Below are 24107 nucleotides of genomic sequence, written 5' to 3'. Positions count from 1 at the left end.
GAAAACCGGTGCCAACGACCATCGCGCCGTTGGGTGCCCTGCAAAATGACGAGGAATTTCAATTGTGTAAATGCTTTCTCGGGTCGAGCCGCACGAGGCTACTTCATGCGGTGCCGCTGCAGTAATGTGCCGACAAACATTTACGCCCCCGATGGCCCGGTGCGACACCGTCGCCCTTATCTAGCCGTCCTAATGGTCGTCTACCGCAGAGGTTCAAGTGTCGGACTTTCACTGATCAACTGATCCGTGGTTGCAACACGAATTGACCGGTTGGTGAGAAGACCGCTCCACACCCAGTTATGATGCTCGATGACTGCTGAGGCGCCGAGGTGAGGTCGGTCGCTAAGAGTATGACCATCGGCGACCACAACGACATCATGACCAAGCGAGATAGCGGACCGGACTGTCGCATCGACGCAGAAGTCGGTAGCCCAACCTGCGACAAGTATGCGGTCGGGTGCGAGCTGAGCCAAGGTCTCTTTGAGAGGAGTTCCTACGAACGGATCGTTCAGCGTCTTCTCAATAACAATGTCGTCTTGCTTGCGAACCAACTCCGGAAGGAATTCCCAGCCTTTGGCGCCTCGCTCGAAGCCATCCCCTCGTTTGCCGCAGTGCCGAATCCATACGACCCTGCCAGATCGCCCGCGGACCATTTCCGTGACCATATTGATGCGCTCGATCACCCCGTACAAATCGCGCTTGGGCGCTCCGTCTAACAACCCAACTTGCATATCGACGACAACAACCATGTCCATTATCGCCTCTCAAAGTTTCAAGCTGACGCCCCGCGCCCGCCGTCGGTAGAGGTCCCGTGGGGGGTGACATCATAGTGCCACGGCGAAAGAGTAGTGCCCATCTTTATCAGCCGTGGCGCGTCACTTAGACTAGGTACTCGCCAGAGACGCCTGGACATGTCGGTGAATACGGGGATGGCCCATGAAACTCGCGCATGACGGCATCCAGCTGTCCTTCGACATCGCCGGGGCGGGACCGCTTCAATTCCTGTTCGTCCATGGCCTCGGCGGGGATCGCACGCATTTCGCGCCGCAGATGGAATATTTCGCCCGTCAAGGTCGGGCGTTGAATGCCGAGCTGCGGGGACATGGTGAGAGCGACAAGCCGCAACAGGCGTATTCGATCGAAGGCTTCGCCGAAGATCTGGTCTTTCTGTGCAACCGACAGCAGATCACCAAGCCGGTCATCGTGGGTCAAAGCATGGGTGGCAACATGGCGCTCGAAATCGCCGCCCGCTATCCGGACTTTCCTGCAGGCCTGGTGCTGCTCGATTCAGGGGTGCTCTTCCCTGCCTCGGCAGGGACGGTGTTCGCCGGGTATCTGGAGGGCTTGAAGGGCGCGAATTTTGCGGACGAGGCGCGGAAGATCGTGGCGGACTCCTGTCTGCCGACCGACAGATGCCGCGCCCATGTCGAACAGACCTTTCTGGCGACGCCGCAGCATGTGCTGGTGTCCACGTTTACAAGCCTGTTCCCCTGGGATGTGCATCGGGCGCGTGAGTGCGCCCAGGCGTGCCGGGTCCCGGTGCTCTACATCGAGGCGGCCCATAGGCTCGCGGATCTGGATCGTTTTGCGGCGCTGTGCCCGCAACTGGTCACGGCCAAGGCCGTCGGCTCCGGGCATTTCCTGTCGCTGGAAGTGCCGGAGCAGATCAACCCGATGATCGACCGGTTCATCTCGCTCTACGTGCGAAGCCCCGGGTAAGCTTCGTCGCGGCGGGATAGCCGTACGCGAACCCGCAAGATTCATCATGGTGCCACGGCGAAAGAGTAGTGCCCATCGTCATCGACCATGGCGCGCCATTTGCGGTAGTTAGTACTCCCATGCCTCTTATCGATCGTCTGTTCTCCTGCCTCGTCCTGTTCCTTGCATTCGCAGCCGTTCCGGTGCTTCCCGCGCGCGCGGCAGAGACCTGCACGTTCATCAGCGCCCGGGAGCTCGCCGGCGCGATGCCGGCGCTCAAATGGTCGCTGATTTCAAATCAGGACGGCCGCGGCTGCATCTACCAGGCCGGGCGCGGCGACACGATGATGCTGACCGTGTTCCGCAATCCTGACAAGGACCGCGCTAGGGAATTGTACGCGACCTTCGTCAAGACGCTCGGCGAGCGCATGCAGCTTAACGCAGTCGCGGGGATCGGCGACGAAGGCCAGGGCGGGACAAGCGCCGCCGGGGCAGAGCGCCAGGAGGCTTCGGTCGTCGCCTTGTCCGGCGATACCATCCTGCAGATCAGCGTCTATCCGACCGGTCGCCGTGCCGACGACGCGCTGCTCGGACCGCTCACCGAAACAGCGCGCGTTGCCATCGCCAATGTGAGCAAGAGCAGCGAGCGGTTCGGCGATTGCGAGTGGCTCACGGCCGCGGATGCCGATGGCTTTCTCGACAAGAGCACGCTGACGGTGCAGCGGACCGGCGCGGGCAGCTGCATGATGTTCGATCGCGAGGCCAACACCATGACCGCCGCGGTGATCGCGACCTCGCGCGACACGGCGATCGGCATGATGAAACGCGCGGGCCCCTGCAAGCACGTGGCGATACCCGAGCTCGGCGGTGAAGCGTTCGGCGAGCATTCCTGCACCAAGGGCAACGGCAGTGCCGTCAACATCTATGTCTGGAAGAACGGCAGGCAGGCTTCGATCCTGTTCGCACCGGTCAAGCCGCATCCCGAATCCGGCTCGGTCGAGCGCCTGAAGGCGGTCGCCGCGCGAGTCTATGGAAAACTGTAACGGCGCCGCGTGACATTGCGGCCGCATGCGGCCCGCAGCTCAGCTGGATGGAGCGTCGGACTGCGTCCGTTCAATACGGGTCGGCCGTAGCGCCAAGTTAGTCGTCAGATTTCTGGGGCGGTCACGAGACGGGCAACACCGACAGGTCCGGTTGGTCACTTGCGTACGCGGATCTCCGACGGTGGCACGCCGTAGACGCGGCGAAAGGTGCGATTGAAGTACGAGATGTCGTTGAAGCCGGATTGATGTGCGATCTCACTGATTGATCGGCCTGCAAGGTTGGGGTCTGTCAGCATCTTGTAGGTCAAGGCGAGTCGATGATTCAGAACGAATTCCGTAAAACTCGTGCCTTCGACCTCGAAGAGCCTGCGGACGTAGGACTTCGAGATGCCCTGCTTCGCGGCGACGGCAGCCAGGCTGAAATCAGGGGTACCTGCCTGGGCGCGGATATGCGCCTTTATGCTCCGCATGCGGGCCGCTGCAACGCCGCGCAAGTCGGCCATTTCAGCCGCATCGGGAGTCGCGCCGAGCAAGAGGGCGCCTAGATCGAGCATATGGGTCACCACGGCCCGCCGCATTTCCGGCTTAGCGAGCGTCTGCCTCTCATTGACTATGCCGAGGTAATCCAGGAAGAAAGCAAGTGCTGGATTGTGCCTATCGAGAGGTTTTCCCACGGCTTGATCAAAATTCTTTACCAGCGGCGCGATCAGCGTGCGGCTGATGCGCCAGTTGATCACACGGTTCGCGCCGTGACTAATCGATGTCCCCGGTAGGCCATTGGTGGTGAGCATCGCATCGCCGGGACCGAGACGTGTCTCATGGCCGTTCTGCCTGTAGGTCGCAGTCCCCTCGAGATTAAGCACTATCACCGGATCATCGTTGTCGATCATCGACGTGGTATGGCGACAGACGATCGGAGAAACGCTCGCCATGGCTACGGACATTCCGGGCAAAGCGCGCAGGTTCATATCGACCTGGAGCGTCGTCTCGGGCAGAGGTTCGATATCCAGCTTCAGAATTTCGCGGCCATAGACCTCGTGAAAAGCTTCGGTCCTGTCTCGTTCGGCGAACGCCGAGCTGGAAAGCTCCAACGCAATCAATTCGTCGCCAATAACCAACGATCGCTCCATTGAGAGTGAGATATCCCGGCGCCCATTTGTCGCAGGAAATTGCGCGGCGTTCAAAGGCCTTTGATGGTGGCTTGCAATCGGAAGCGCCTGGATTTCAAACACGGCCGGATGCGACCATGCCATCGGATCAACGCGCCGGCTCATGTGGCAAGGCGACCACAGTGATTTGCAATCGCGAAGATTGTAGCGATCAGTCCTAGTCGGTGTAGCGCATATTCCAAGCCAGCGTGCCCCGCCCCCAGTAAAGCTCCTTTTTCAGACGCGCGCATCGGCAGAGGGGCGATGACTATCACCGGAAGACTTATTTGGGCAGTTACGCTTGGTCTTGTGTTGACGCAAGCGGCTTCCGCCGCGGATTTCCCAGTCAAGGCGACTGCGTATGAGGCAGTCTACGACTGGACGGGCTTCTATGCCGGTGTAAATGCTGGCGGAGGCTGGGGTCGTTCAAGCGTTGACGCCAGCTTCGATCCGCGCAGCCGTTTCGACACGGCCGTCGTGAACTCCACGTCGGGACGCATTAGCGGCGGGCTTGGCGGGTTGCAGGCCGGATACAATCTGCAGGTCAATCGGCTGGTCTTCGGTGTCGAGACCGACGTCCAGGCTACCGGCCAGCAGGGTAAGGGACAGTCCATCGTTTCGCTTACCTCGCTGAATCAATGTCTTGCGCCCTGCGTGCCGCCGCCACCGACAGTGACCAAAGCGCCGATCAACCATTCACAATCGCTTCCCTGGTTCGGCACCTTGCGCGGACGAATCGGGTTTATGCCATCGGACCGGTCGTTGTTCTATGTGACGGGCGGACTTGCTTTTGGGGAGATAGACGCTAGCACTACCTTGACTGTCGCACCGCAAGTCTGTCTGGCGCCGTGTACGCCTAACCCGGGTGGCTCGGTCACCAGCAATTTCGGTCAAGCCAAGTTGGGATGGGTGGCTGGTGCCGGATTCGAATCCGCCCTTGTCGGCGGATGGACCGGCAAGATCGAGTACCTTCACCTCGATTTTGGCTCGATTAGCAGCGGCCTCACCCAGGTCGCCATCCTGCCATTCGTCGGCACATTGCAAGCAAGCAGTCGCCTCACCGACGACATCGTGCGCGTCGGCATAAACTATCGTTTTGGCAATGCCGCGGTCGCAAAATATTGAGGGTGCGCCCAGAGAGGCTTTTCCTTCTCGAGAGATGCTCCTCGGCGCACCAGCCGGGCAGCCGCCGTCGGCCGACGATCGGCACGTCTGATCGTCATGGAGGATATGGGTGTCTCTTGGCCGTGGATTGTCAGCCAGACGACCAGGAGTAAGCCTTGCAAAGGATCATTTTCGACTCCTCTGCCTTGGCGGGTGAGGAAAGGTCACGGAAGGACCTTTGGATTTCGACCCTGTCGTCGGGGTACGTGCGGCTGAACGCCGACCCGGCGGCCAACCGGCCCTTCCAGGGCCAGCTCAAGATCGCAGTGATCGACAAAACGTCTGTTGGTACGATCTATGGAACGGTCAAGACGATAGCGCGGTCGGCGCGCGAGGTCGCGGCCGAGAATACCGACAATGTCGTGCTGCTCTGCAATTCCGGCACGCGTCGGATTTGCATCGAGCAGAAGGGCGTTGCCATTGACCTCGATGCCGGCGACCCGGTCCTGATCGAACAATGTGCGCCGTCCTGGATCAGGGTCGACCACGCAAACTGCAATCTGCTTGCGATCCAGGCGCCGCGTGCGCACGTGGCCGCGCTTCTACCGGAGTTAAACGATCGCTTCATGCTGCGTGCGCCCGCCCGATCAACGGCAATGGCGCTGATGAACGCATATGTCTCGGTGCTGCTGTCTCCGCAGGAGCCGGCGGGACCATTGGCGCTTCGATTTGCGTCAAGGCACATTGCCGACTTCATTGCCGCCGCCGTCGAACCAGCGGCCGCGCACACCAGCCAGGAGCATGACGGTTTGCGCGCCGGACGCATGGCCGCGATCTATCGTGCATTGGAGCAACATGCCGCGGAGGCCGATTTCTCGCTGCCCGTGCTCGGGCGCCGGCTCGGGATCACCCCCCGCTATGTGCAACGCCTGCTGGCCGAGATGGGAACATCTTTTACCGAGGAAGTGACGCGCCGCCGGCTCAACCGCGCGCGGGATATGCTCATCTCGCCGCGCTATCGGCGTCTCAATGTCACCGACATAGCCCTGGAATGCGGCTTCTCCACCGTCTCTCACTTCCATCGCCTGTTCCAGAGAGAGTTCGGAACGACGCCAGGCGCCTTGCGCTCTGTCGCGTTGAACCGGGACGAGTAGGCCGGCGGCCGGTGTCGAGGTCACGCCTCTGTTGCAACCGAAGCACATTCGGCAGCTTTTCGATGTCGCTGCGCCAGGTGGTCGCGAAAGCGCATCGCAAAGTTCGCAATCCGCGACGACGGTGCAATCGCGTCCCCCTAGGGTTTCGTTCTCTGCGCAAAATCTCTCGAGGGGTTGATGTTTCGGAAATTGATTTGGGTGCTAGCGCCCGCGGCTTTCACGTGGGTGACCGCCCCGGCTCACGCTGCGTGCGATCAGTCGGGCACCAGCGTTACCTGCAGCGGCACCGCCACGGCCGGTTTCGGCGACGGCACGCAGAATGGCTATGCCGTGACCGTTCAGCCGGACGCATCGATTGCGCTTGGCACGGGTGTTAACGGGATTTGGCTCAATCAGAACAACACCGTCACAAACAATGGCGCGATTACGACGGGCGACAGCTCTTTCGCTATTCGGGGAGAGGGCGACGGCAACATCGTGACGAATAACGGCTCGATCTCTCTCGGGGCGCAATCAAGCGCCATTCTAGTGAATGGCGTTGGAAACACGGTGACGAACAACGGTACCATTTCCTCGAGTTCTTTCCACACATACGGTCTTGACCTTTCGAGTGACGGGAGCGTTGCCACAAATACCGGCACGATCACGCTGACCGGCTCGTCGAGTAACGGCATCAATATTTTCGGAAGCGGCAACACCGTCTTCAATTCCGGAACGGTCACGGTTGGGAACAGCGCTTCGACCAACAATGTCGGAGTCTTTCTGTACATAGGCAACACGTTTACCAACACGGGTACGATCAATGCCTTGGGCAACAATTCGGTCGGCGTTGATGTGTCCGGCGACGGCAACGCCATCGTCAACAAAGGTGTGATCCGTGGCACTTCGGGGCTCTCGATCATCGGCATGAACGAGACGATCGTCAACGATGGCACCATCATCTCTTCGTCCGCCGGAGGCTCGATCATCGGTCTCATGGTCCAGAGCTCGCTGACCAACAACGGAACGATCGACGGCCGGCTGTTTGTGAACGACGTCTTCAACACGAACACGTTCACCAACGCGGGGCTCGTCACCATTACCGACCCGAACACGCCGGTGGGCACCGCTCACCTGTTTCAAGGAACGTTCAACCAGACCGCGACAGGCGTCCTGGCGCTTCGGGTGAACGCGGCGGGTGCTGCGGACACGTTCGTCGCCACGACCGCCAATCTCGGCGGCACGTTGCGTGCGGTGGTCCAGCCAGGGACCTATGCGTCGAACACGTTCTACAGCGGCATCGTCGCAGCGACCAATCCGCTCAGCGGCCGGTTTGACCAGGTCACCACTTCATCGGCGTTCTACAACGCGGTCGCCACCTACAACAGCACCAGCGTCGACCTGACTTTGACCCGCTCCGGCTTTGGTGGGGTTGTGGGGGAAACGGCGAACCAGCGCGCGGTCGGCAATGCGCTCGAAGCCGGCTATTCGCCGTCGCTCACCGGTGCGGCCGCGACGTTCTATTCCAATCTGTTGCAGGCTGGCTCGGTCCGCGTGCTCGACCAGCTTTCCGGCGAGGGCACCAGCGGCACGCAAAACAGCGCCTTTGCCGCCGGCAACCTGTTCGGTCAGACCATGGACGGCCAGATGGATGCGTGGCGCGCGGGCCATCGCGCCGATGCTGCGGGCTCGGGCGCGCTCGGTTACGCCTCGGAGCGCCCGGTGACCTCGGCCTTCAATGCTCTGAAGGCGCCGCCGCGGGTCGAGCCGCAGTGGCACGCCTGGGCGTCAGGCTTCGGCGCCGGTCAGTCGCTGTCGGGCGATGCCACGGTCGGCAGCGCCGGCTTCAGCGGCCGCACCGCGGGCGGCGCAGTCGGTGTCGATCATCTCATCGGGCCCGATCTGCTGGTCGGCATCGCCGCGGGCGGCTCCAGCGCGACGTTCAATGTCGATGATCGCTTGACCTCCGGCAGGCTCGACGGCGCCCATCTCGGCGGCTATGCGATGGCACGCTTCGGCGCGACCTACCTCTCGGGCCAACTCGCCTACGGCCATTTCAACAATTCGACGACACGCACCATCACCGGCATCGGCGCTGACGAGGTCGCCAAGGGTTCGTTCGGCAGCGACCAGCTCGGTGGACGCCTTGAGGTCGGCCGCACCTACGATTTCGGCACGGTCACGGCCACGCCGTTCGCAGCGCTGCAGGCCGCAGAGCTGTGGCAGGCGGGCTATACCGAGACCAGCGTCACCGGCGCTGGTCCGGGCGTACTCGGCCTCAGCTACGCCTCGCGCCGCGTCTCCTCGCTGCCGACCTTCCTTGGCAGCAAGTTCGACGCTCGCTTCGATCTCGGCAATGGCATGATCTGGATGCCGTTCGGAAGCCTCGCCTGGGTGCACGAGTTCTTGCCGAACCGCGACGTCACGGCATCGTTGATCTCGATGCCGGTCCCGGCCTTCACCGTCGAGGGTGCGCGTGCCGCGAGCGATTCGGCACGGATCGAACTCGGCTCGCGCCTGGTCCTGAACCGCTGGTCGGAACTGTCCGCGCGCTTCAGCGGCGAGTTCTCGAGCGCAGGCCAGAGCTACACTGGGATGGGCTCGCTCAGGGTCAATTGGTGAGGGCGGGATCCGAGAGCTTGGAAATCGGCGATGCTCTGCGTTGCGCCTTGAGCGTGGGCGCGGCCGTAGCGGGCTAGGCCCACCGCCGCGTGTGACCGCCGTTCCCATGGCGGCATCACCGGCCCGCCAGCGCCTCCTTGCATTTGGCCGCAAAGGCGTTGAGGTACGAACCGATCTCGCTCGCCAGCGCGTCGGAGCGGTCGACATTTTGCAGGCTCATGTTGAGTGCGTAGACCGGAAGCCCCTCCAGCACGATGGGCGTCGCGACGGCGAGAACGCCGGGCTGCCACGACACCGCGCAATAGCCGTCGCGTTCGACGGAGCGGATCGATGTCCTGACGTCCGCAAGCAGCGCCTTGGTGGCAGCAGTGCTGCGCCGCTTGAACAGTCTCAGCAATCGCTCGCGCTCGGTGTCTGCAATGCCGGCGAGGTAAGCGCGACCGAGCGACGTCAGCTCCATCGGGACCTGCTGGCCGGCGACCACGTTGCGCAGCGCCGCGCGCGGGCTGTAGCGGATCGACTCCAGGTAAACCATCATGGTCCTATCAGCTGCAGCCAGCCCGACGTTCAGCCGGCGCTTGGCCGACTCCGCCCGCATCATCGGGCCGATCGCGTTGAGCAGGGGTGATCCCGTCCGCATGGCGTGGCCGATGCTGATGACGGACGCGGCAAGGCGGTAGGTTCGCTCGGTGCGGACTTCGTCGAGCATCCCGGAATTGACCAGCGTGCGTGTCAGCCGGCTGACCGTCGATCGCGGCAATCCTGTTCGCTCCGCGATCTCGCCGTTGCCCAGCGTGTCGACGCCGGGCCGGAACGCCCTGAGGATCTCGATGCCCCTTTCGAGCGACCGGTTGCCGTCGACGCCGCCCGCATATCTGCGCACCTGTGCCAAATCCACCCCCTCCCGGCATTTCCACTAAGTGGAATAGGGGGATGTTCTGGGCGGTGCAAGCCGCGATACGTTCGAAACAAGGCGAATATTTCCGCCGCGCACGCCAACCACGGGCCTTGCCATGTCCTATCAGCTCATCGAATTTTCCGTCGAGAACGGCGTCGCGACCATTGCATTCAACCGTCCCGAACGGCGCAACGCCATGAGCGACGAGATGCGCGCCGAATTCGCAGGCGCGCTCGAAACCGTTGCGCGTGACAAGGCCATCAGGGCCCTGGTGCTGACGGGGCGTGGCAACGCCTTCTGTGCCGGGGGGGATATCAGCGGAATGAAGCGCCGGCTCGCCGCGCCGCAGGGCGAGGTTGCGTTCAACGGCTGGAGCCGTCAGCAGGGCGTGCATCACGTGCAGTCGTTCCTGCTGGGCCTGCCGAAGCCGACGATTGCCGCCGTCAACGGCGCCGCGGCGGGGCTTGGTGCGGACACCGCGCTCGCCTGCGACTTCGTGATGGGAACGGAGCGATCGAAATTCACCTGGTCCTACATCAAGCGCGGCCTCATCCCCGATGGCGGCGGGCTGTATTTCCTGCCGCGCCGGGTCGGACTTCCCAAGGCGAAAGAGCTGATCTTCACCGGCCGCGTCGTCGAGGCGACGAAGCGCTCGCGCTCGGCATCGTCGATCGCAAGGTGGCCTCGGCCGAGCTTCTGCCGGCGGCGCAGGCCTGGGCGGCCGAGCTGGCGCAGGGCTCTCCCACCGCGCTGGCGCTGGGCAAGAAGATCCTGAACGAGACCTTCGAGCATTCCGCGCACGATATCTTCAGCCTCGGCAGCCAGGCGCAGGCGATCTGCTACACCAGCACCGAGCATCGCGACGCCGTGACGGCGTTCCTCGCGCAATCCGCGTCGAAGGATTGAGCCATGGATGCGATCGAACGCCTGATCCGGCCGCGCAGTGTCGCGATCATCGGCGCATCCGCGGACCCGACCAAGACGTCGGGGCGGCCGGTCGCCTATCTCCAGAAGCATGGTTTTGCGGGTGCGATCTATCCCGTCAATCCGAAGGTCGCAGAGATCGGCGGTCTCGTCTGCTATCCCGACATCGCTTCGCTGCCTGATGTGCCCGATGTCGGCATTGTCCTGTTAGGTGCCGAGCGCGCCCACGTCGCAGTGCACGACTTGTCCGAGCGCGGGGCTGCCGCGGCGATCGTTCTCGCCAGCGGCTTCACCGAGACGGGGGCGGAAGGCGCCGCGCGCCAGAAGCAGCTGATGGAAGCCGCCGGATCCATGCGCCTGCTCGGGCCGAACACCATCGGTCTCGTCAATCTCACGGACAATATCGTGCTTTCGGCGTCCGGCGCGCTGGCGATGGATCACTTTCCGGCGGGCCCCATTGGCCTCGTCTCGCAAAGCGGCGGCATTTTGGGCGCCTTGCTGTCGCGCGCCGCTGCGCGCGGCATTGGACTGTCCAAGCTGGTGTCGACCAGCAACGAGGCCGATCTCGAGCTCGCCGACTTCATCGACTTTCTGGCCGATGACAGTGCGACCAAGGTCATTGCGCTCTACATCGAGGCGATCCGCAATCCGGCTCGCTTCCGCGAGGCGGTTCTCAAGGCGCAGCGCGCCGGCAAGTCCGTTGTTGCCTTCAAGATCGGGCGGTCGGAGGCGGGCGCAAAGGCGGCGGTCTCGCACACGGGCGCGCTCGCGGGCTCCGACCGCATGTACGACGCCCTGTTCAGGCAGCTCGGCGTGATCCGCGCGAGGACGTTCGAAGACCTGCTCGACATTCCTGCGCTGCTTGCGGCCGGACGGAAGCTGCGCGGCAGGCGCGTGGCGATCCTCACCTCCACCGGCGGCGCCGGCACGATCGTATCCGACAGTCTGGGCGTCGCAGGCTTCACGACGCCCGCACCCGATGCGGAAACGGCCGCGCAATTGCGAGCATTGCAGTCGGGATCGCACGCCGCACTCGATCGCAATCCGATCGACGTGACCCTGGCCGGTCTCCAACCGGATCTGCTGCGCGCCGCAATCAAGATCCTGCTCGCCAGTCCCTCCTACGATGCGCTGGCCGTCATTGCCGGCTCGTCGGCCGTGGGATCGCCGGCCCTGATGGCCGATGCCATCCACGATTGCCTGCCGCTCAGCGACAAGCCCGTCATTGCCTATGTGAGCCCCTACGCGCCCGACGTGGTCTCCGTCCTCACCCGGCGCGGCGTCCCGGCGTACACCTCCGCCGAGAGCTGCGCTGCTGCGCTCGACGGGCTTTTGCAGGCCGGAATGCCAAACGAGGTCCAGACCTCCGGCTCGATCGCGGCGACGGCCGATGTCAGCGACTTCCCGGCGGGATCGCTGGATGAGGCGCAGGCGAAAGCACTCTTCGCCCGCTTCGGCGTTCCGATCGTGGCGGAGAAGGTGGTCGCAACGCCAGGCGAAGCGGAGCAGGCTGCGCGAGACTTCGGCGGCCGGGTCGTGCTCAAGATTCTCTCGCGCGAGATCGCGCACAAGAGCGACGTCGGCGGCGTCGCGGTCAACCTGACCGCTGATGCGATTGGCGCCCGCCTGACGGCGATGGCTCACGAGGTCGAGTCCAGGACCGGGAAGCGACCCGAACGGTTCCTGGTTCAGGAAATGGTGTTAGGCGGCGTCGAGATCATTCTCGGCATGCATCGCGATCCCCTGGGCACCGCGATCCTGCTCGGAATGGGCGGCGTCACCGCAGAACTATTCAAGGACACGACGATGCGCCTGCTTCCCCCCGAGGGCGGCCTCAGCCTCGTCGAAGCTTCAGCGATGGCGCGCGATCTCGTCACATGGCCGTTACTGGACGGTTTTCGCGGCCGGCCGAAATGCGATGTCGAAGCGCTCGCGAAGGCGATCGTCGCTTGCTCGCGCATGGTTGCGCAGCTCGGCGACCGCCTCACTGAAGCCGAGATCAATCCGGTCTTCGTTCTGCCCGCGGGCCAGGGCGTGAAGGCAGCCGATGGATTGGTTGTTCTCAATGTCTGAACAAGAAACGAGGGAGGCCCAGATGGCCATTGGCGATATCATCGATCATGATGGCGCACGCGGGAAGGATTTCGCCATGCGGCGCCGGCTGAACCTCGCCATCCTTGCCTGCGCCGTCCTGCCGGCCGTCGCCGGGCTTGGAGTTGCGCCGGCGCGCGCCGAATATCCCGAGAAGATCATCAAGATCGTGGTGCCCTTCGCGGCCGGCGGCGGGACCGACATCATCGCGCGAACGACAGCGCAGGAAATCCAGACGGACCTCGGCAAATCCGTCATCATCGAGAACAAGCCGGGCGCCGGCACCATCATCGGCACCCAGACGGTCGCCACCAGCGATCCCGACGGCTATTCGCTGCTGATGGCGACCTTCGCGCACGCAGTCAATCCGAGCCTGTACAACAAGCTGCCGTTCGATCCGCACAAGGATTTCGCGGCGGTCTCGCTGATCGCGCGATCCTTCAATATCGTCGTCGTCAACCCGGCCTCCAAGATCAACTCGATCGCCGATCTGATCGCGGAGGCCAAGGCCAATCCGGGCAAGCTCAATTTCGGGACGTTCGGCACCGGCACCTCGGCCCATCTCGCCGGCGAGCTGTTCAATTCCATGGCGAAGGTCAAGATGACGGCGGTGCCCTACAAGGGCGCGGCGCCTGCGATCAGCGATCTCCTGGGCGGGCAGATCGACGTGATGTTCACCACCGTTGCAAGCGCGGCCTCGCTGGTGGCCGCAGGTCAGCTCCGGGCGCTGGCTGTCACCTCCACCGAGCGTTCGGCAGCGTTTCCGCAACTGCCGACCATCGCCGAGGCCGGCGTGCCCGGCTACGCCGCCGAGTCCTGGTACGGATTGTACGCTCCGGCCAAGACCCCCGCTCCGGTGATTGCGCGGCTGAACCAGGCGGTCGCAAAGGCCGTCAAATCAGGTGGTTTCAAGCAACTCGAGGCAAACGAAGGCCTCATCATGGTTGGCAGCGCTCCCGAAGAGCTCGATCGCTACGTCGGGCAGGAGGAGGAGCGCTGGCGCAAGCTGGTCAAGGACGCGAACATCGAGGTGCAATAGGTTCAGCACTCCGAGCTGGTACTCGCTTCGGCGCCCGGGTCAGCTCCACGCTGCCGCCAGCGTTCAGCGCAGACCCTGTTCGTCGATCAGAATGCGATGGATCTCGATGCGCTCCGGCAGTTCGATCAGGAATTCCGGATCGCGCGCGAGATGATGCACCTTGGTCGGCTCGCCCTTGGTGAATGCCGTCATTGCCATGATATCGGCCCAGTAGGAGATGGTCGTGAACCACGTCTCCTCATCACGGTCCTCGCGCAACTACTGCACGCCGAGCGCCGTGTTCATCAGCGGGGGAATGCCCTCGGCTTGCAGATAGGCCTGGTAGGCGTCAGCGACGTCGCGGCGGGTCCGGCCGCGCCAGATGCGCGCGATGGTCGGCTTGGTTGGCATATGAATTCCCTTCCGTGCGTGGAACCCGAGGGCCGATCAACCTAAAGCATGATCCGGAAAAGTGCGCAGCGGTTTTCCGAAAAGATCATGCTCAAACAACAACCTAAAGCGCGATGACGATTCATCCTGATCTCATCGCGCTTCAAGCCAAATGCCGTAGCCCAGCACCAGTTCACATCGTCCGGTGCAGTGTTTCGTCGCAGTCCCAAGGTGAGGACGGCAGGGGTGGAGATTTCCGGCGCCACGCGGGAACTTCCCACTTTTTCCCGACGTTGATCATGCGGCTCCCAGAAGCCGTTGGCCCGACGCGATGAAAAACTTTTCCAACGCCGCATTTTCCCCCGAGGTGATCGAGCTCATGACCGCCGCCCTGGAAGCTGCGGTTGCGACCCTGCCGGAGCCCGTGCATTCCTCGCATGTCAACGCGCTCGCCGAATCCATCCTGCGCACGGCAAGTGCGGGCGAACGTAACGTCGCTGATCTCCAGAGGATCGCCTTGATGGAGCTGCAGCTGGCGCCGCGCAAGTGATGAAGCCGACATGAAGACGACAGCTGCGGTCACCGCAGCCGGCTGAATCCCTGGTTGCTCCGGCTATTCCGCTACGGATCGCGGGTCAGCTCCACGCCGTCGACCACCATCTTCCATGTCCCTGCATCCTGATGAGGCGGCGTCGACACCTCGAAGGTCGTCGAAATGAATGGAATTCCGACGACGAAATTGTCGCCCTCGAACCGCCGCAGCGGGGCCTTGATGGTCGTCGTGGCCTCGCCGATCGCGGTGCCGTGCCTGACGCGCTTGTAGCGGACCATCCCGTCCTTGGTGAGCTCGACATCCATCGCCGGCGCATGCCACTCGCCGACATAAGCGGCCTTGTCCTCCGGCACCGGCTGTCCGCACGCCGTCAGCATCGGCAGTGCCGCAACCAGAACCACCACGGAAATTTGCTTTCTCATGTTTCGCTCGACCACGGGAGGTGTCGCGGAAAATGCGACAGTGCCCATCTTCGTCGGCCAGCGCGCCATTCGGGTTCAAGAGCGACGGTCGCCGTTCGCCGTACATGCCGGCCTCGAACCGCGATCGGGATGAAGCGTTCGCGCGGTTACGGTTGTCGTTTGCGCATGATCTCTCGCAAAACTGCGTCGCGCTTTTGCGCTGACGCGGCCCTTCAGGCCCGGATCACGCTTTAATGCGGGCTAGGTTCAAATGAGCTGGCCCGTGTCCGCAATTCGTCCCTGATACGATCGAGCACGCTCTCATACTCACGCGTTTCGGTCTGCCGGAACAGCCGCATGCTGGGGTACCAGGGGCTGTCGGTGCGGTCGAGCAGCCAGCGATAGTCGGGCGTCCATGGCAACAGAAGCCAGGTTGGACGGCCAAGGGCGCCGGCCAGATGGGCGATGCTGGTGTCGACGGTGATCACGAGATCAAGACAGCTCATCAAGGCGGCGGTCTCGGTGAAATCGGTGAGCTCGGCGGTCAGGTCGACAATGTCGTTTCTTTCCCGCAGCACCGCGGCGTCGCTCGGGCGCGGCCCCTTCTGGAGGCTGACAAAGGTGGCATCGACGTCGAGGATACGGGACAGCGTCCGCAGCGGTATCGAGCGCGCGTGATCGTTGACGTGGGTCGGATCGCCGGACCAGGCGAGACCGACCCGGAGCCTGGTTCGAGGACCAAGACGATTGTCCCAGGCCTGAATACGGTCGTCCGGTGGCGAGGCCAGATACGGCATGTCCGCCGGGATCGTATCGAGGCGGGTGCCGAAGGCGAGCGGAAGGCTGGATATCGGGCAGTGCAAATCGAAATGCGGCAGCGCGCCTGCAGCCGACATCGGGACGTGGTGGGATACGCCGCTCAGACCCGACATCAGCCGACGCAGCGGGTCCTGAACGGCAAGAATAACGCGCGCCCCCCGCGCCGCCAGCATGGGGACGTAGCGGACGAAGTGAATGGTGTCCCCCAGTCCCTCGTCCGCAGCGACCAGGATCGTCTTTCCTTCGATGTCTTCGCCACCGAGCCACATCGGTTGCGCAAAGCGGGCGTATTTTGCCGAAGGCAGTTTCAATCGGGTCTGGTGCCCGCGCCAGCCGGCTTCGAAATCGCCTGTCAGGAGATGAGCCAGGGCCACATTCCAGTCTGTCACCGTATCATTCAGCCCGAGCGCCTTCATGTGATCGGACAGCGCGAAGACCTCGTCGAAGCGATGCAGCTGGAACAGCGTGGTCAGCTTGTTGTTGAAGGCGGCCAGCAGGCGCGGCTCTATCGCAATGGCCTTTTCGAACCATGCCAGCGCCTCTTCATCCCTGCCGAGCCGGCGCAGCGAAAGGCCGAGATTGTTGCAGGTGTCGGCCTTGTCGGGAGCGAGCTGGTGCGCCCGCTTGCCCTCGGTCGCGGACTCCTCGAACCGCTTCAGGCTGTAGAGGATCCATGCGCGCGCGTGCACCGTCGGGGCATGGTTCGGGAACAGCCTGTCGCTGAGGTCCAGATGCGCGATGGCTTCCTCGTCCCGTCCGAGATTGTGGAGAAGAATCCCGCTCTTGCGCAGGGTGTCATGATGCTGCGGATCGAGCTTGAGTGCGTGCTCGAAGCTCGCCAGGGCTTGATCGAGGCGCGAGAGCTGAGAGAGGATGTCGCCGCGCTGACGCCACAAGCCGGCGTCGTCAGGCCGAAGCTGGATCGCCTTGTCGAGGACGTTGAGCGCCTCCTCGAAGCGCCCGTGCTGCTGCAATGCCGTTCCGAAGCTTGCAAGATATTCGGGCTTGGGCGCTCGACGGATCGCGCGGACGATCCACTCCAGGGCGTCATTGTAGTGTTTGTCGTGGAGAAACAGCAGGCCCATCAGATGCTGGGCGTCCGTGTGCTCCGCATCGATCGTGAGGGCCTGCTCGCAGCAAGCACGCGCGTCGAGATGCCGTCCGGCCCGGAGATGCTGAAGGCCCGCTTCACAATAAGCGGCTGGTGTTTCCATCACTGGCACGTTGCGGGCTGTCATTGAGCTCTTGCTGGCGGCGCGGCGCTAGCGATGTCCGGCCAATTCATGAGTTTCGACGTTGAGGCCGGCAAAAATGCATGATTCTGGTGATGGTAGAAAGCTGGGCAGCCGACGGTTACGATCTCCTTCACAAGCCTCGCGCAAGGAGACTGACGCGTGATCGAACACATTCTCAGATTCATGACGCTCGGCACGGTCATCGTCGGCATGGCGGCGATCTATGCGGCGCTTCATACCAACAACCGGCGCCTGGGCGCGGACATCTTCCTGCGATACTCCGACCGGGTCTCCGACCTGCGGCGCCGCCTTCCGGTCGCAGTGTTCCTCGAGCGAGGGGCTGCCGGCGACCTCGAGATCACGGCGGAAGAGCACCGGGCCGTACATGAGATCATCCACGCGATCTTCGAGCTCTACGAGCTCAAGGTGCATGGCTTCTTTCCGGCGGAGATATGGAAGATCAGGGAGCCCGACATCGAAAGGCTGCTGTCGCTGCCGGTGTTTCAGCGGGAGCTGGCAAGCCTGCAAGCCCGATATGCCAGACATCCGCGCCTGGCGGCCTGGCTCGAGAAGATCAGGAGGCAGTCAGAGATGGCCTGACCTGTGTGTCGGCGATTGCCTCACCGCCATCCGAGCGCCGGCGCGACATGGGTCAGGATCGCCTCGAGCGCATGTGCGCAGTAGGCGACACCGAGCTGGTTCGGAATCGTCAGCAGCAGCGTGTCGGCCTCCGCGATCGCCTCGTCCTGCCGCAGCTGCTCGATCAGCACGTCGGGTTCGGCTGCATAACTCCGGCCGAAGATCGCGCGGGTGCGCGGATCGATGAAGCCGATCTGGTCTTCGCCGCCGCGTTAGCCGCCGAAATAGGCGCGGTCGCGATCGTCCATCAGCGCGAAGATGCTGCGGCTCACCGACACGCGCGGCTCGCGGCTGTGGCCGGCTTCCTTCCATGCGGCGCGGTAGCTACGAATCTGCGCGGCCTGCTGAACGTGAAAGGCTTCGCCGGTCTCGTCGTTCTTCAGCGTCGAGCTCTGTAAATTCATGCCGAGCTTGGCCGCCCACACCGCGGTCGCGTTCGAGCCGGCGCCCCACCAGATGCGCTCGCGCAGTCCTTGCGAATGCGGCTCGATGCGCAGGAGGCCCGGCGGATTGGGGAACATCGGCTGCGGATTGGGTTCGGCAAAACCTTCGCCGCGCAGCAGGTCGAGGAACACTTCGGCGTGGCGGCGGCCCATGTCGGCATCGCTCTGACCCTCGGCCGGGCGATAACCAAAGTAGCGCCAGCCGTCGATCACCTGCTCGGGCGAGCCGCGGCTGATGCCGAGCTGGAGCCGCCCGCCGGCGATGAGATCGGCGCTTCCCGCGTCCTCCACCATGTAGAGCGGGTTCTCGTAGCGCATGTCGATCACGGCCGTGCCGATCTCGATCCTGCTGGTTTTCGCGCCGACGGCGGCGAGCAGGGGGAAGGGCGAGGCCAGCTGACGCGCGAAGTGGTGCACGCGAAAATAGGCGCCGTCCGCGCCCAGCTGTTCCGCCGCGACCGCAAGCTCGATCGATTGCAGCAGCGTGTCCGCCGCCGAGCGCGTCTGCGATTGCGGCGAGGGCGTCCAGTGCCCGAAGGAGAGGAATCCGATCTTTTTCATGGGAGCAATTTAGGGATGGTCGCGGCGATTTGCGATGGGCCTCTCGGAGGAAACCTGCTCACGATCTGGCCCGTCGCCTGCGTCGTGGTCCCGTTCGGGGGTGCCCAGGACGCGCCATTGCCTTGGCGTCATTCCGGTCCAGCGCTTGAAGGCGTGAGTGAATGCGCTGACTTCTCCGTAGCCGAGCAGCCAGGCGGTTTGCGAAATAGGCAGTTCATCGTTCTTCAGATAGCTCTTGGCGAGGTCGATCTTCATCTCGTCAAGGATGCCGCTGAAGGTCAATCCCTCCAGAGCGAGGCGCCGCACCAGCGTGCGATGGCTCATGCCTAAGCGGCGGGCGATCTCTTCGACCCGTGCCTCACGATGCGGGAGCAATGGGGCGATTGCATTCTCGACGCTCGATCTGAGCGAGACTCCGCCGGATTTCCGGTGTGCAAGTGCCTGCTCGCAATACGTCACCAGCAGGTCGTTCAGATAGTGGTCAGCACTTTCGATCGCCATCGGTCCCACGGATACCGGGAAAGCGATCTCATCGACATCGGACCCGAACTCGATCTCGCAGCCCAGGAACGACCTGACCTCCGTGGGCGTCGTTCGACGGCGATGCACCATTTTGAGCCGGCTCGGGATCAGGCGGCGATTGGTCAGGACGCGGTTCATGCGAATGATTGAGGTCAGCCAGAATTCGATCTGGTGCCGATCCGAGCGCCGTTCCACACCGACATATTTCAGCGTGATCGTCATCTCTTTCGCGGCGAATTGCAGCGAAATCCCCTCGTTGGCGAGACGGCAATAGCGCTCGGCCTTTGCGAAGGCTTCCGCGATCGTCCCGGAGGATGCGGCCACGTAATAGAGCAGGCCAATTTCACGAAGGTCGAAGTCGCGTGCCAAGTGGAAACCGAGGCTGTCGTCCTGCAACGCCTCGGCCCCAAGTTCCAGGAACCTGATCTGGCTCTCGGCGCTCAGGCGAGCCTTGCGATCCTCGATCTGCTTGAGAGTCAATCCAGCCTTGGACAAAAGACTGTTTGCCTCGATGCCGGCGTCGTGCAGGCGTGCCCATACTAGGCGGGCGATTCCGCCGGTCGCACTGGGCATTGTTTCAAAATGGGGCGAATGGGCAGCCGGCACACCGAACCCTTTCGTCGTTGCCGCTGCGGGCCTCGCGCTTTGGGCTCGCCGATCGTGATGGCGGCATGAAAAATCAACTTATTGGCTCACGATAACAAGAAACCCGGGGGGCGTGTGACTTAAATCGCTTGTCTACCCCGAGACTGGTCTTGCGTTCTCGGGGCAGCCCCCTTTCCCCGAAAGCTACGATGGCCTTGATGTCCAGCAGTGACGGCGTCGCGCCGCCCATCAACGTGAAGATATTGCGAGGGTACGGAAAGTTGCTCGGACTTCCCAATATCGCCCATGGCTCGCGGGTGGTTGCGCTCGAACGTGTCGGGGACTGTGAGATCAGCATGTTCGAAGCGCTGGGAGCGGGCTTGCCCGAGAGCCCGTTGTTCTGGATAGAGCTGTTCGACCTTCGCGTTCATGCGTCACGCGACAGTCGCGGCTGCCATAACATGAGCGATGCGGTCGCAACGTTCGAGGATTTTGCCTCGCAAGCGCACCGTTTGGCGGAGCCATCGCTGTGTACTGCCGTCGAAACGGCAGGCTGACAATTGCCGCGTCCACTGGGAGTTCCCGACAAAGCCGTGCCGCTGACCCGCGGCCGGCCTCTGCGGTACGACGCCAAGCGAATGGCATTCCTGTTTACGATGATGCACGGCGCAAACATCGTCGATTGCGAGATCAGCAGCAGTGCGCTGGATGATCTCGACCACACGAAAGGCACGCTGCCGGGCGAAAGGCAGGCCCAGTTCATGCGCCTGCGCGAAACGGTCGAGCGCGTTGCGTCAGTCGCGTTCGAGCAGGGCAAGCGCAAGGGCGAACCGGTGCGCATCTTTTCCAAACAGTCAAGGCGCTGTGACGACCGATGGAACGCCGCAGCGTTTTTGAAGCCGCCGGCCTTCAGGCGTACGCGACCCAGCCGCGGAAGGTGAAGCCCGTGTAGAACAGGGATGCGCCCGAGAAGCCGGCCTGACGCAAGATCAATTCATCCTGCTCCGGCGCCAGAATGCTCAATTGCCCATCGACCGCTTTTCGCGCGGCCACCGCCTTGTCGGGTTCGACGCCGGATGCGGCGAGGTAAGCGGAATATCGCGAGAGCCAGATCGGCCGCTCATCGTCGCCGTCGGGAATGCTGAAATGGGCCGCTACGAACGGAGCGCCCGGCTTGAGCCGGCGGCGGATTTCGGAGGCGATGCGACGCCGTTCCTCCGAGCGCACGAAGTGCAGGGTCAACAGGCAGGCGGCGCCGTCGAACGGCCCCGCCGGCGCATCGTCGATATAGCCTTGATGCAGCTGCGCGCGCGACGCAAGCGGACCCAGCGTTTGCCTGGCGAGATCGAGCATCGCCGCCGACGGGTCCACGCCGTCGAAATTCCAGCGCGGCTGCGCCTGCGCAAAGGCCCTCAATTCCAGGCCGCCGCCGGCGCCGAGAACGAGCACCTTTGCATCTTCGGGCGCGCGCTCGGCCAGAAGGATCGCCGCCATGGACAGCATGGAATTGTAGCCGGGAACGAACCGCGGCGGTCCTTCCGTATATTTCGCCACCATTTGCGGATCGGCGAACGCGCTTTGAATGTCGGTCACGATGCTGTCCTGTTGAATGGAGTCCATCACGCGTGCGCGCTCATGCCCTGATGCTTCCGCGACCCGAGGCGCTTGCGCAGATCGTCGCTCAACATCGCCAGCGTCACCTCGCCAAAGCGCGCCAGCAGCAGCGTCTCGGCATCGCCAAAGGCTTGATCGAGCGCGGCATTGACGGCCTGCTCGACGAGGCAGCCGGGCGCCTCCGTCCGATTGCCCATGGCGAGAAGCGAGGGACTGCCGAGCGCGGTGTAGACGTCGCGCAGTGTCACCCTCGAAAGGTCGCAAGCGAGCGTCCAGCCGCCACCATGCCCCTTCTCGGACCGCACGTAACCGAGGTCCCGCAACCCCGCCATGATGCGACGGATCACCACCGGGTTGGTGTCCATCGCCTTCGCCAGGGTCTCGGACGTGAAGGGCCCGGGCTGTTGCGCCATGTGCAGGAGCACGTGGAGTACGCCGGATAGACGGCTATCTCGTTTCATGTAACTTCATATGTTACATGATGACGCCGGCGTCAACCGGTTTCCGCGCGTGCTCTGTTCGTGAACGAGTATGGCTGGTGGCACGGGCCGAAAGGCACGTCCGTCGGATCAATCGCAACGGCAGTCGCTTGATCTACGACGAAACAACCAGTGCATGCGATGATGCCATTCTGCACCTGTTTTGCCCGACGGGTCAATCGATTTGGTAAAACCCGAAAATGCGCAACAACGACTTTCCTGAAGGGGCACGGTACGCAGCTAACAAGCGAAGACGAGCTAACAACTGATCCCAAGCTCGTCGCGCTTCAACTCGTTGATTTCGCTGCCCCCGGGCCACTGTGCATGGGGGTTGTTTTTATTTTGGATCACCAAAGTGACGGGCTCCCGTCCGCTACTTCATCACCCGCAGGCCCTTGGTCGTGAAGCGCTGCGTCTTGCCGCCGGGGCGCAAAGGTTTGCTTCGTGCCCGCAGCCTTGCCGGTGCCGGGCGGCTGGTGCGCGGGCACGAGCTGGTGAGGCTGCGAGCCGATCAGGTCGTGGCGGCCCATCTCGATCAAGGCCTCGCGCAGCACTAGCCAGTTGTCGAGGTCGTGATAGCGCAGGAACGCCTTGTGCAGGCGGCGCTGGCGCAGGCCCTCAACGTGGGGTCAGGTTCTGGCGTGTCGGTCGGAGAGGCAGTTCTTCGGTCAAGTCAGAAGGATTTTTGCGGGACATTCGCCGGTGATTTCGGCAAAGATTGTCGCTTGTGAAGGCCTCGGGATCATCGACCAGCCATGGACCGTAACCCTGACGAGCGACAAGTCGCGGACGAACGTCGCAGCCTGTTAGGGCTCGCGGCGATCGCTCTCATCGTAGGAGCAGCGACTGGATGTGTCGGGGCGATCTTCCGGCTTTTACTCGTGCGTGCCGACGGCCTGCGCGAGGCGATGATCGCCTGGGCCCATGGCCACGCAATCTGGGGGTTCTTGACTGTCGTCGGCGCGTGCGCTGTCGCGACCCTGGTTGCCGCGTGGATGGTGCGGCAATTCTCGCCACACGCTTCAGGCAGCGGCATTCCGCATGTCGAAGCTGTCCTGCGCGAAGAGATCCCACCGGCTCCGTTTGCTCTGGTGCCAGTGAAATTCTTCGGCGGAATACTGGCGATCGGCTCCGGACTAGCGCTGGGCCGCGAGGGGCCGACCGTCCAGATGGGCGCCGGTATCGCGGTTTTCGCTGCAAGCGTCTGCCGGCTCCGTTGGGCGGATGCCCAGGTGTTGCTGGCGGCGGGCGCGGGCGCCGGTCTTGCAACGGCATTCAATGCGCCGATAGCCGGGCTCGTGTTTGTGCTGGAGGAACTGGTGCAGAGGTTCGAGCACCGTGTTGCCGTCGCGGCCCTTGCGGCGCTCGCAACGGCGATCCCGGTCGCAAGGCTGCTGCTCGGTGACGCGCCCGACTTCCAGGTCGCGCCGCTGAGCTATCCCAGGGCTGAGTCCGCCCCGCTGTTCCTGGCTCTGGGCGGCATCGCGGGTCTGCTGGCCATCGCTTACAATCGCACCCTGCTCGCGACCATCGCAGTTCGCGACCGATTTGGACGGCTACCGATGGAGCTCCGCGCCGGCTTGATCGGCGCAGGCGTCGGCATATTGGCCTGGTTCTCGCCCGAACTGGTCGGTGGCGGAGATCAGATCACGCAGCGCGCGTTGATCGGCCACGAGAATATGTGGATCCTCGGGTTCGCATTCCTGATCCGATTCGGGCTCGGCGCTCTCTCCTACGCGGCCGGCACGCCCGGCGGGCTGTTCGCACCCTTGCTCGTGCTGGGAGCCCAGTCCGGGCTGCTGTTCGGAGAGGCTTGCCGCGCTGCATTCCCGGTGCTCGCGATCCAGCCGGAAGCATTTGCATTGGTGGGCATGGCCGCTCTCTTCACCGGCGTCGTGCGCGCGCCGGTGACCGGCATCGTTCTCGTCGCCGAAATGACCGGTAACGTGACGATGCTGCTGCCGATGCTGGGCGCCTGCTTCATGGCGATGCTGCTACCCATGCTGCTGGGCAACCCACCGATCTACGATTCCCTGCGTGAGCATACGCTGCGCCTGGAGCGGCAAATCAGACAGAGATGAGCAACGACTTTTTGCCCGACGGGTCAACGTCTTCGCAGGACGTCTAAGCCATTGATCCCGCTAGGGCCGGCTACTGTGCATGGGGTTGTTTTCGATTTTTATTTTG

Annotated in this window: 21 protein-coding genes and 4 pseudogenes; 13 read left to right on the top strand and 12 right to left on the bottom strand. The window is 63.2% G+C overall.

Annotated features, from left to right (window positions below):
• Positions 1-200: 200 nt before the first annotated feature.
• Positions 201-755 (bottom strand): isochorismatase family protein, encoded by a 555-nt coding sequence (locus FOM02_RS41575; protein ID WP_027561540.1) that lies wholly within the window; start codon positions 753-755, stop codon positions 201-203.
• 181 nt (positions 756-936) lie between these two features.
• Between FOM02_RS41575 and FOM02_RS41570 the strand changes: the two genes are divergently transcribed.
• Both FOM02_RS41570 and FOM02_RS41565 read left to right on the top strand, forming a co-directional pair.
• Positions 937-1719: an alpha/beta fold hydrolase gene (locus FOM02_RS41570; RefSeq protein ID WP_027561539.1), complete on the top strand. Its 783-nt coding sequence runs from the start codon at positions 937-939 to the stop codon at positions 1717-1719.
• Positions 1720-1838: 119 nt separating this feature from the next.
• Positions 1839-2741 carry a hypothetical protein gene (locus FOM02_RS41565; protein ID WP_027561538.1) on the top strand — a complete coding sequence of 301 codons (903 nt, stop codon included), beginning with the start codon at positions 1839-1841 and terminating at the stop codon, positions 2739-2741.
• A 155-nt stretch (positions 2742-2896) separates the two neighbouring features.
• Here the strand turns inward: FOM02_RS41565 and FOM02_RS41560 are convergent, their stop codons facing one another.
• Complete coding sequence (locus tag FOM02_RS41560) at positions 2897-4015, bottom strand: AraC family transcriptional regulator (protein ID WP_051378261.1); 1119 nt, start codon at positions 4013-4015, stop codon at positions 2897-2899.
• 138 nt (positions 4016-4153) lie between these two features.
• On the opposite strand from FOM02_RS41560, the gene FOM02_RS41555 reads away from it, so the two are divergent.
• Together FOM02_RS41555 and FOM02_RS41550 are read left to right on the top strand one after the other, a co-directional pair.
• Positions 4154-5014: an outer membrane protein gene (locus FOM02_RS41555; RefSeq protein ID WP_084334592.1), complete on the top strand. Its 861-nt coding sequence runs from the start codon at positions 4154-4156 to the stop codon at positions 5012-5014.
• 155 nt (positions 5015-5169) lie between these two features.
• On the top strand, positions 5170-6147 hold the full coding sequence (locus FOM02_RS41550; protein ID WP_141263103.1) for an AraC family transcriptional regulator: 978 nt from the start codon (positions 5170-5172) through the stop codon (positions 6145-6147).
• A gap of 392 nt (positions 6148-6539) precedes the next feature.
• Here FOM02_RS41550 and FOM02_RS41545 read toward each other — a convergent pair whose 3' ends face one another.
• The gene (locus tag FOM02_RS41545; RefSeq protein ID WP_159073945.1) at positions 6540-7073 is read right to left on the bottom strand and encodes a hypothetical protein; all 534 of its coding nucleotides are present in this window, start codon (positions 7071-7073) and stop codon (positions 6540-6542) included.
• Here FOM02_RS41545 and FOM02_RS41540 point away from each other — a divergent pair.
• Positions 7054-8748, top strand: a complete 1695-nt coding sequence (locus FOM02_RS41540) for an autotransporter outer membrane beta-barrel domain-containing protein (RefSeq protein ID WP_265441033.1) — start codon at positions 7054-7056, stop codon at positions 8746-8748. The genes FOM02_RS41545 and FOM02_RS41540 overlap by 20 nt on opposite strands.
• A gap of 115 nt (positions 8749-8863) precedes the next feature.
• Here FOM02_RS41540 and FOM02_RS41535 read toward each other — a convergent pair whose 3' ends face one another.
• Complete coding sequence (locus tag FOM02_RS41535; protein ID WP_027561533.1) at positions 8864-9640, bottom strand: IclR family transcriptional regulator; 777 nt, start codon at positions 9638-9640, stop codon at positions 8864-8866.
• 121 nt (positions 9641-9761) lie between these two features.
• On the opposite strand from FOM02_RS41535, the pseudogene FOM02_RS41530 reads away from it, so the two are divergent.
• The 3 genes and pseudogenes from FOM02_RS41530 (at position 9762) to FOM02_RS41520 (ending at position 13700) form a co-directional block, all read left to right on the top strand.
• Positions 9762-10552, top strand: a pseudogene (locus FOM02_RS41530) (enoyl-CoA hydratase/isomerase family protein).
• A 3-nt stretch (positions 10553-10555) separates the two neighbouring features.
• Positions 10556-12643 (top strand): acetate--CoA ligase family protein, encoded by a 2088-nt coding sequence (locus FOM02_RS41525; RefSeq protein ID WP_027561531.1) that lies wholly within the window; start codon positions 10556-10558, stop codon positions 12641-12643.
• A gap of 22 nt (positions 12644-12665) precedes the next feature.
• Positions 12666-13700: a tripartite tricarboxylate transporter substrate binding protein gene (locus tag FOM02_RS41520; protein ID WP_027561530.1), complete on the top strand. Its 1035-nt coding sequence runs from the start codon at positions 12666-12668 to the stop codon at positions 13698-13700.
• Positions 13701-13763: 63 nt separating this feature from the next.
• Here the strand turns inward: FOM02_RS41520 and FOM02_RS41515 are convergent.
• Positions 13764-14090 (bottom strand): annotated as a pseudogene (locus FOM02_RS41515) (hypothetical protein).
• A gap of 310 nt (positions 14091-14400) precedes the next feature.
• Here FOM02_RS41515 and FOM02_RS41510 point away from each other — a divergent pair.
• Positions 14401-14619, top strand: a complete 219-nt coding sequence (locus tag FOM02_RS41510) for a hypothetical protein (RefSeq protein WP_265441032.1) — start codon at positions 14401-14403, stop codon at positions 14617-14619.
• 71 nt (positions 14620-14690) lie between these two features.
• Here FOM02_RS41510 and FOM02_RS41505 read toward each other — a convergent pair whose 3' ends face one another.
• Both FOM02_RS41505 and FOM02_RS41500 read right to left on the bottom strand, forming a co-directional pair.
• The gene (locus FOM02_RS41505) at positions 14691-15044 is read right to left on the bottom strand and encodes a hypothetical protein (protein ID WP_027561528.1); all 354 of its coding nucleotides are present in this window, start codon (positions 15042-15044) and stop codon (positions 14691-14693) included.
• A 230-nt stretch (positions 15045-15274) separates the two neighbouring features.
• Positions 15275-17080 carry a tetratricopeptide repeat protein gene (locus FOM02_RS41500; RefSeq protein ID WP_027561527.1) on the bottom strand — a complete coding sequence of 602 codons (1806 nt, stop codon included), beginning with the start codon at positions 17078-17080 and terminating at the stop codon, positions 15275-15277.
• A 156-nt stretch (positions 17081-17236) separates the two neighbouring features.
• On the opposite strand from FOM02_RS41500, the gene FOM02_RS41495 reads away from it, so the two are divergent.
• Positions 17237-17677 (top strand): hypothetical protein, encoded by a 441-nt coding sequence (locus FOM02_RS41495; RefSeq protein ID WP_027561526.1) that lies wholly within the window; start codon positions 17237-17239, stop codon positions 17675-17677.
• A 20-nt stretch (positions 17678-17697) separates the two neighbouring features.
• On the opposite strand, the pseudogene FOM02_RS41490 reads toward FOM02_RS41495, so the two are convergent.
• Positions 17698-18720 (bottom strand): annotated as a pseudogene (locus FOM02_RS41490) (LLM class flavin-dependent oxidoreductase).
• A gap of 9 nt (positions 18721-18729) precedes the next feature.
• On the bottom strand, positions 18730-19815 hold the full coding sequence (locus FOM02_RS41485) for an AraC family transcriptional regulator (RefSeq protein WP_035730464.1): 1086 nt from the start codon (positions 19813-19815) through the stop codon (positions 18730-18732).
• 230 nt (positions 19816-20045) lie between these two features.
• On the opposite strand from FOM02_RS41485, the gene FOM02_RS41480 reads away from it, so the two are divergent.
• Together FOM02_RS41480 and FOM02_RS41475 are read left to right on the top strand one after the other, a co-directional pair.
• Positions 20046-20384 (top strand): hypothetical protein, encoded by a 339-nt coding sequence (locus FOM02_RS41480; RefSeq protein ID WP_231164184.1) that lies wholly within the window; start codon positions 20046-20048, stop codon positions 20382-20384.
• Positions 20385-20420: 36 nt separating this feature from the next.
• The gene (locus FOM02_RS41475; protein ID WP_051378259.1) at positions 20421-20768 is read left to right on the top strand and encodes a DUF1488 family protein; all 348 of its coding nucleotides are present in this window, start codon (positions 20421-20423) and stop codon (positions 20766-20768) included.
• Here the strand turns inward: FOM02_RS41475 and FOM02_RS41470 are convergent.
• The 3 genes and pseudogenes from FOM02_RS41470 to FOM02_RS41460 form a co-directional block, all read right to left on the bottom strand.
• Positions 20737-21447 carry a class I SAM-dependent methyltransferase gene (locus tag FOM02_RS41470; RefSeq protein ID WP_035730462.1) on the bottom strand — a complete coding sequence of 237 codons (711 nt, stop codon included), beginning with the start codon at positions 21445-21447 and terminating at the stop codon, positions 20737-20739. The two genes, FOM02_RS41475 and FOM02_RS41470, sit on opposite strands and share 32 nt — an antisense overlap.
• Positions 21447-21902 (bottom strand): Rrf2 family transcriptional regulator, encoded by a 456-nt coding sequence (locus FOM02_RS41465; RefSeq protein WP_027561522.1) that lies wholly within the window; start codon positions 21900-21902, stop codon positions 21447-21449. The genes FOM02_RS41470 and FOM02_RS41465 overlap by 1 nt, the downstream gene beginning before the upstream one ends.
• A 391-nt stretch (positions 21903-22293) precedes the next feature.
• Positions 22294-22543 (bottom strand): annotated as a pseudogene (locus tag FOM02_RS41460) (DUF3362 domain-containing protein); the annotation flags it as partial.
• A gap of 132 nt (positions 22544-22675) precedes the next feature.
• On the opposite strand from FOM02_RS41460, the gene clcA reads away from it, so the two are divergent.
• On the top strand, positions 22676-24001 hold the full coding sequence (clcA, locus tag FOM02_RS41455) for a H(+)/Cl(-) exchange transporter ClcA (protein ID WP_035730459.1): 1326 nt from the start codon (positions 22676-22678) through the stop codon (positions 23999-24001).
• Positions 24002-24107: the final 106 nt, after the last annotated feature.

Origin of the sequence: Bradyrhizobium sp. SEMIA (assembly GCF_014844175.1) — a bacterium.
Lineage (GTDB): Bacteria > Pseudomonadota > Alphaproteobacteria > Rhizobiales > Xanthobacteraceae > Bradyrhizobium > Bradyrhizobium arachidis.
This window is presented reverse-complemented; position numbering and strand designations above follow the sequence as displayed.

What these genes read in the sequence shown, in the direction of transcription:
- FOM02_RS41575 (WP_027561540.1), bottom strand. Translation starts at nt 755, where the DNA reads ATGGACATGGTTGTTGTCGTCGATATGCAAGTTGGGTTGTTAGACGGA.
- FOM02_RS41510 (WP_265441032.1), top strand. Translation starts at nt 14,401, where the DNA reads ATGAAAAACTTTTCCAACGCCGCATTTTCCCCCGAGGTGATCGAGCTC.
- FOM02_RS41525 (WP_027561531.1), top strand. Translation starts at nt 10,556, where the DNA reads ATGGATGCGATCGAACGCCTGATCCGGCCGCGCAGTGTCGCGATCATC.
- FOM02_RS41555 (WP_084334592.1), top strand. Translation starts at nt 4,154, where the DNA reads ATGACTATCACCGGAAGACTTATTTGGGCAGTTACGCTTGGTCTTGTG.
- FOM02_RS41560 (WP_051378261.1), bottom strand. Translation starts at nt 4,015, where the DNA reads ATGAGCCGGCGCGTTGATCCGATGGCATGGTCGCATCCGGCCGTGTTT.
- FOM02_RS41465 (WP_027561522.1), bottom strand. Translation starts at nt 21,902, where the DNA reads ATGAAACGAGATAGCCGTCTATCCGGCGTACTCCACGTGCTCCTGCAC.
- FOM02_RS41480 (WP_231164184.1), top strand. Translation starts at nt 20,046, where the DNA reads ATGTCCAGCAGTGACGGCGTCGCGCCGCCCATCAACGTGAAGATATTG.
- FOM02_RS41565 (WP_027561538.1), top strand. Translation starts at nt 1,839, where the DNA reads ATGCCTCTTATCGATCGTCTGTTCTCCTGCCTCGTCCTGTTCCTTGCA.
- FOM02_RS41570 (WP_027561539.1), top strand. Translation starts at nt 937, where the DNA reads ATGAAACTCGCGCATGACGGCATCCAGCTGTCCTTCGACATCGCCGGG.
- FOM02_RS41470 (WP_035730462.1), bottom strand. Translation starts at nt 21,447, where the DNA reads ATGGACTCCATTCAACAGGACAGCATCGTGACCGACATTCAAAGCGCG.
- FOM02_RS41485 (WP_035730464.1), bottom strand. Translation starts at nt 19,815, where the DNA reads ATGCCCAGTGCGACCGGCGGAATCGCCCGCCTAGTATGGGCACGCCTG.
- FOM02_RS41520 (WP_027561530.1), top strand. Translation starts at nt 12,666, where the DNA reads ATGGCCATTGGCGATATCATCGATCATGATGGCGCACGCGGGAAGGAT.
- FOM02_RS41505 (WP_027561528.1), bottom strand. Translation starts at nt 15,044, where the DNA reads ATGAGAAAGCAAATTTCCGTGGTGGTTCTGGTTGCGGCACTGCCGATG.
- FOM02_RS41500 (WP_027561527.1), bottom strand. Translation starts at nt 17,080, where the DNA reads ATGACAGCCCGCAACGTGCCAGTGATGGAAACACCAGCCGCTTATTGT.
- FOM02_RS41540 (WP_265441033.1), top strand. Translation starts at nt 7,054, where the DNA reads ATGAACGAGACGATCGTCAACGATGGCACCATCATCTCTTCGTCCGCC.
- clcA (WP_035730459.1), top strand. Translation starts at nt 22,676, where the DNA reads ATGGACCGTAACCCTGACGAGCGACAAGTCGCGGACGAACGTCGCAGC.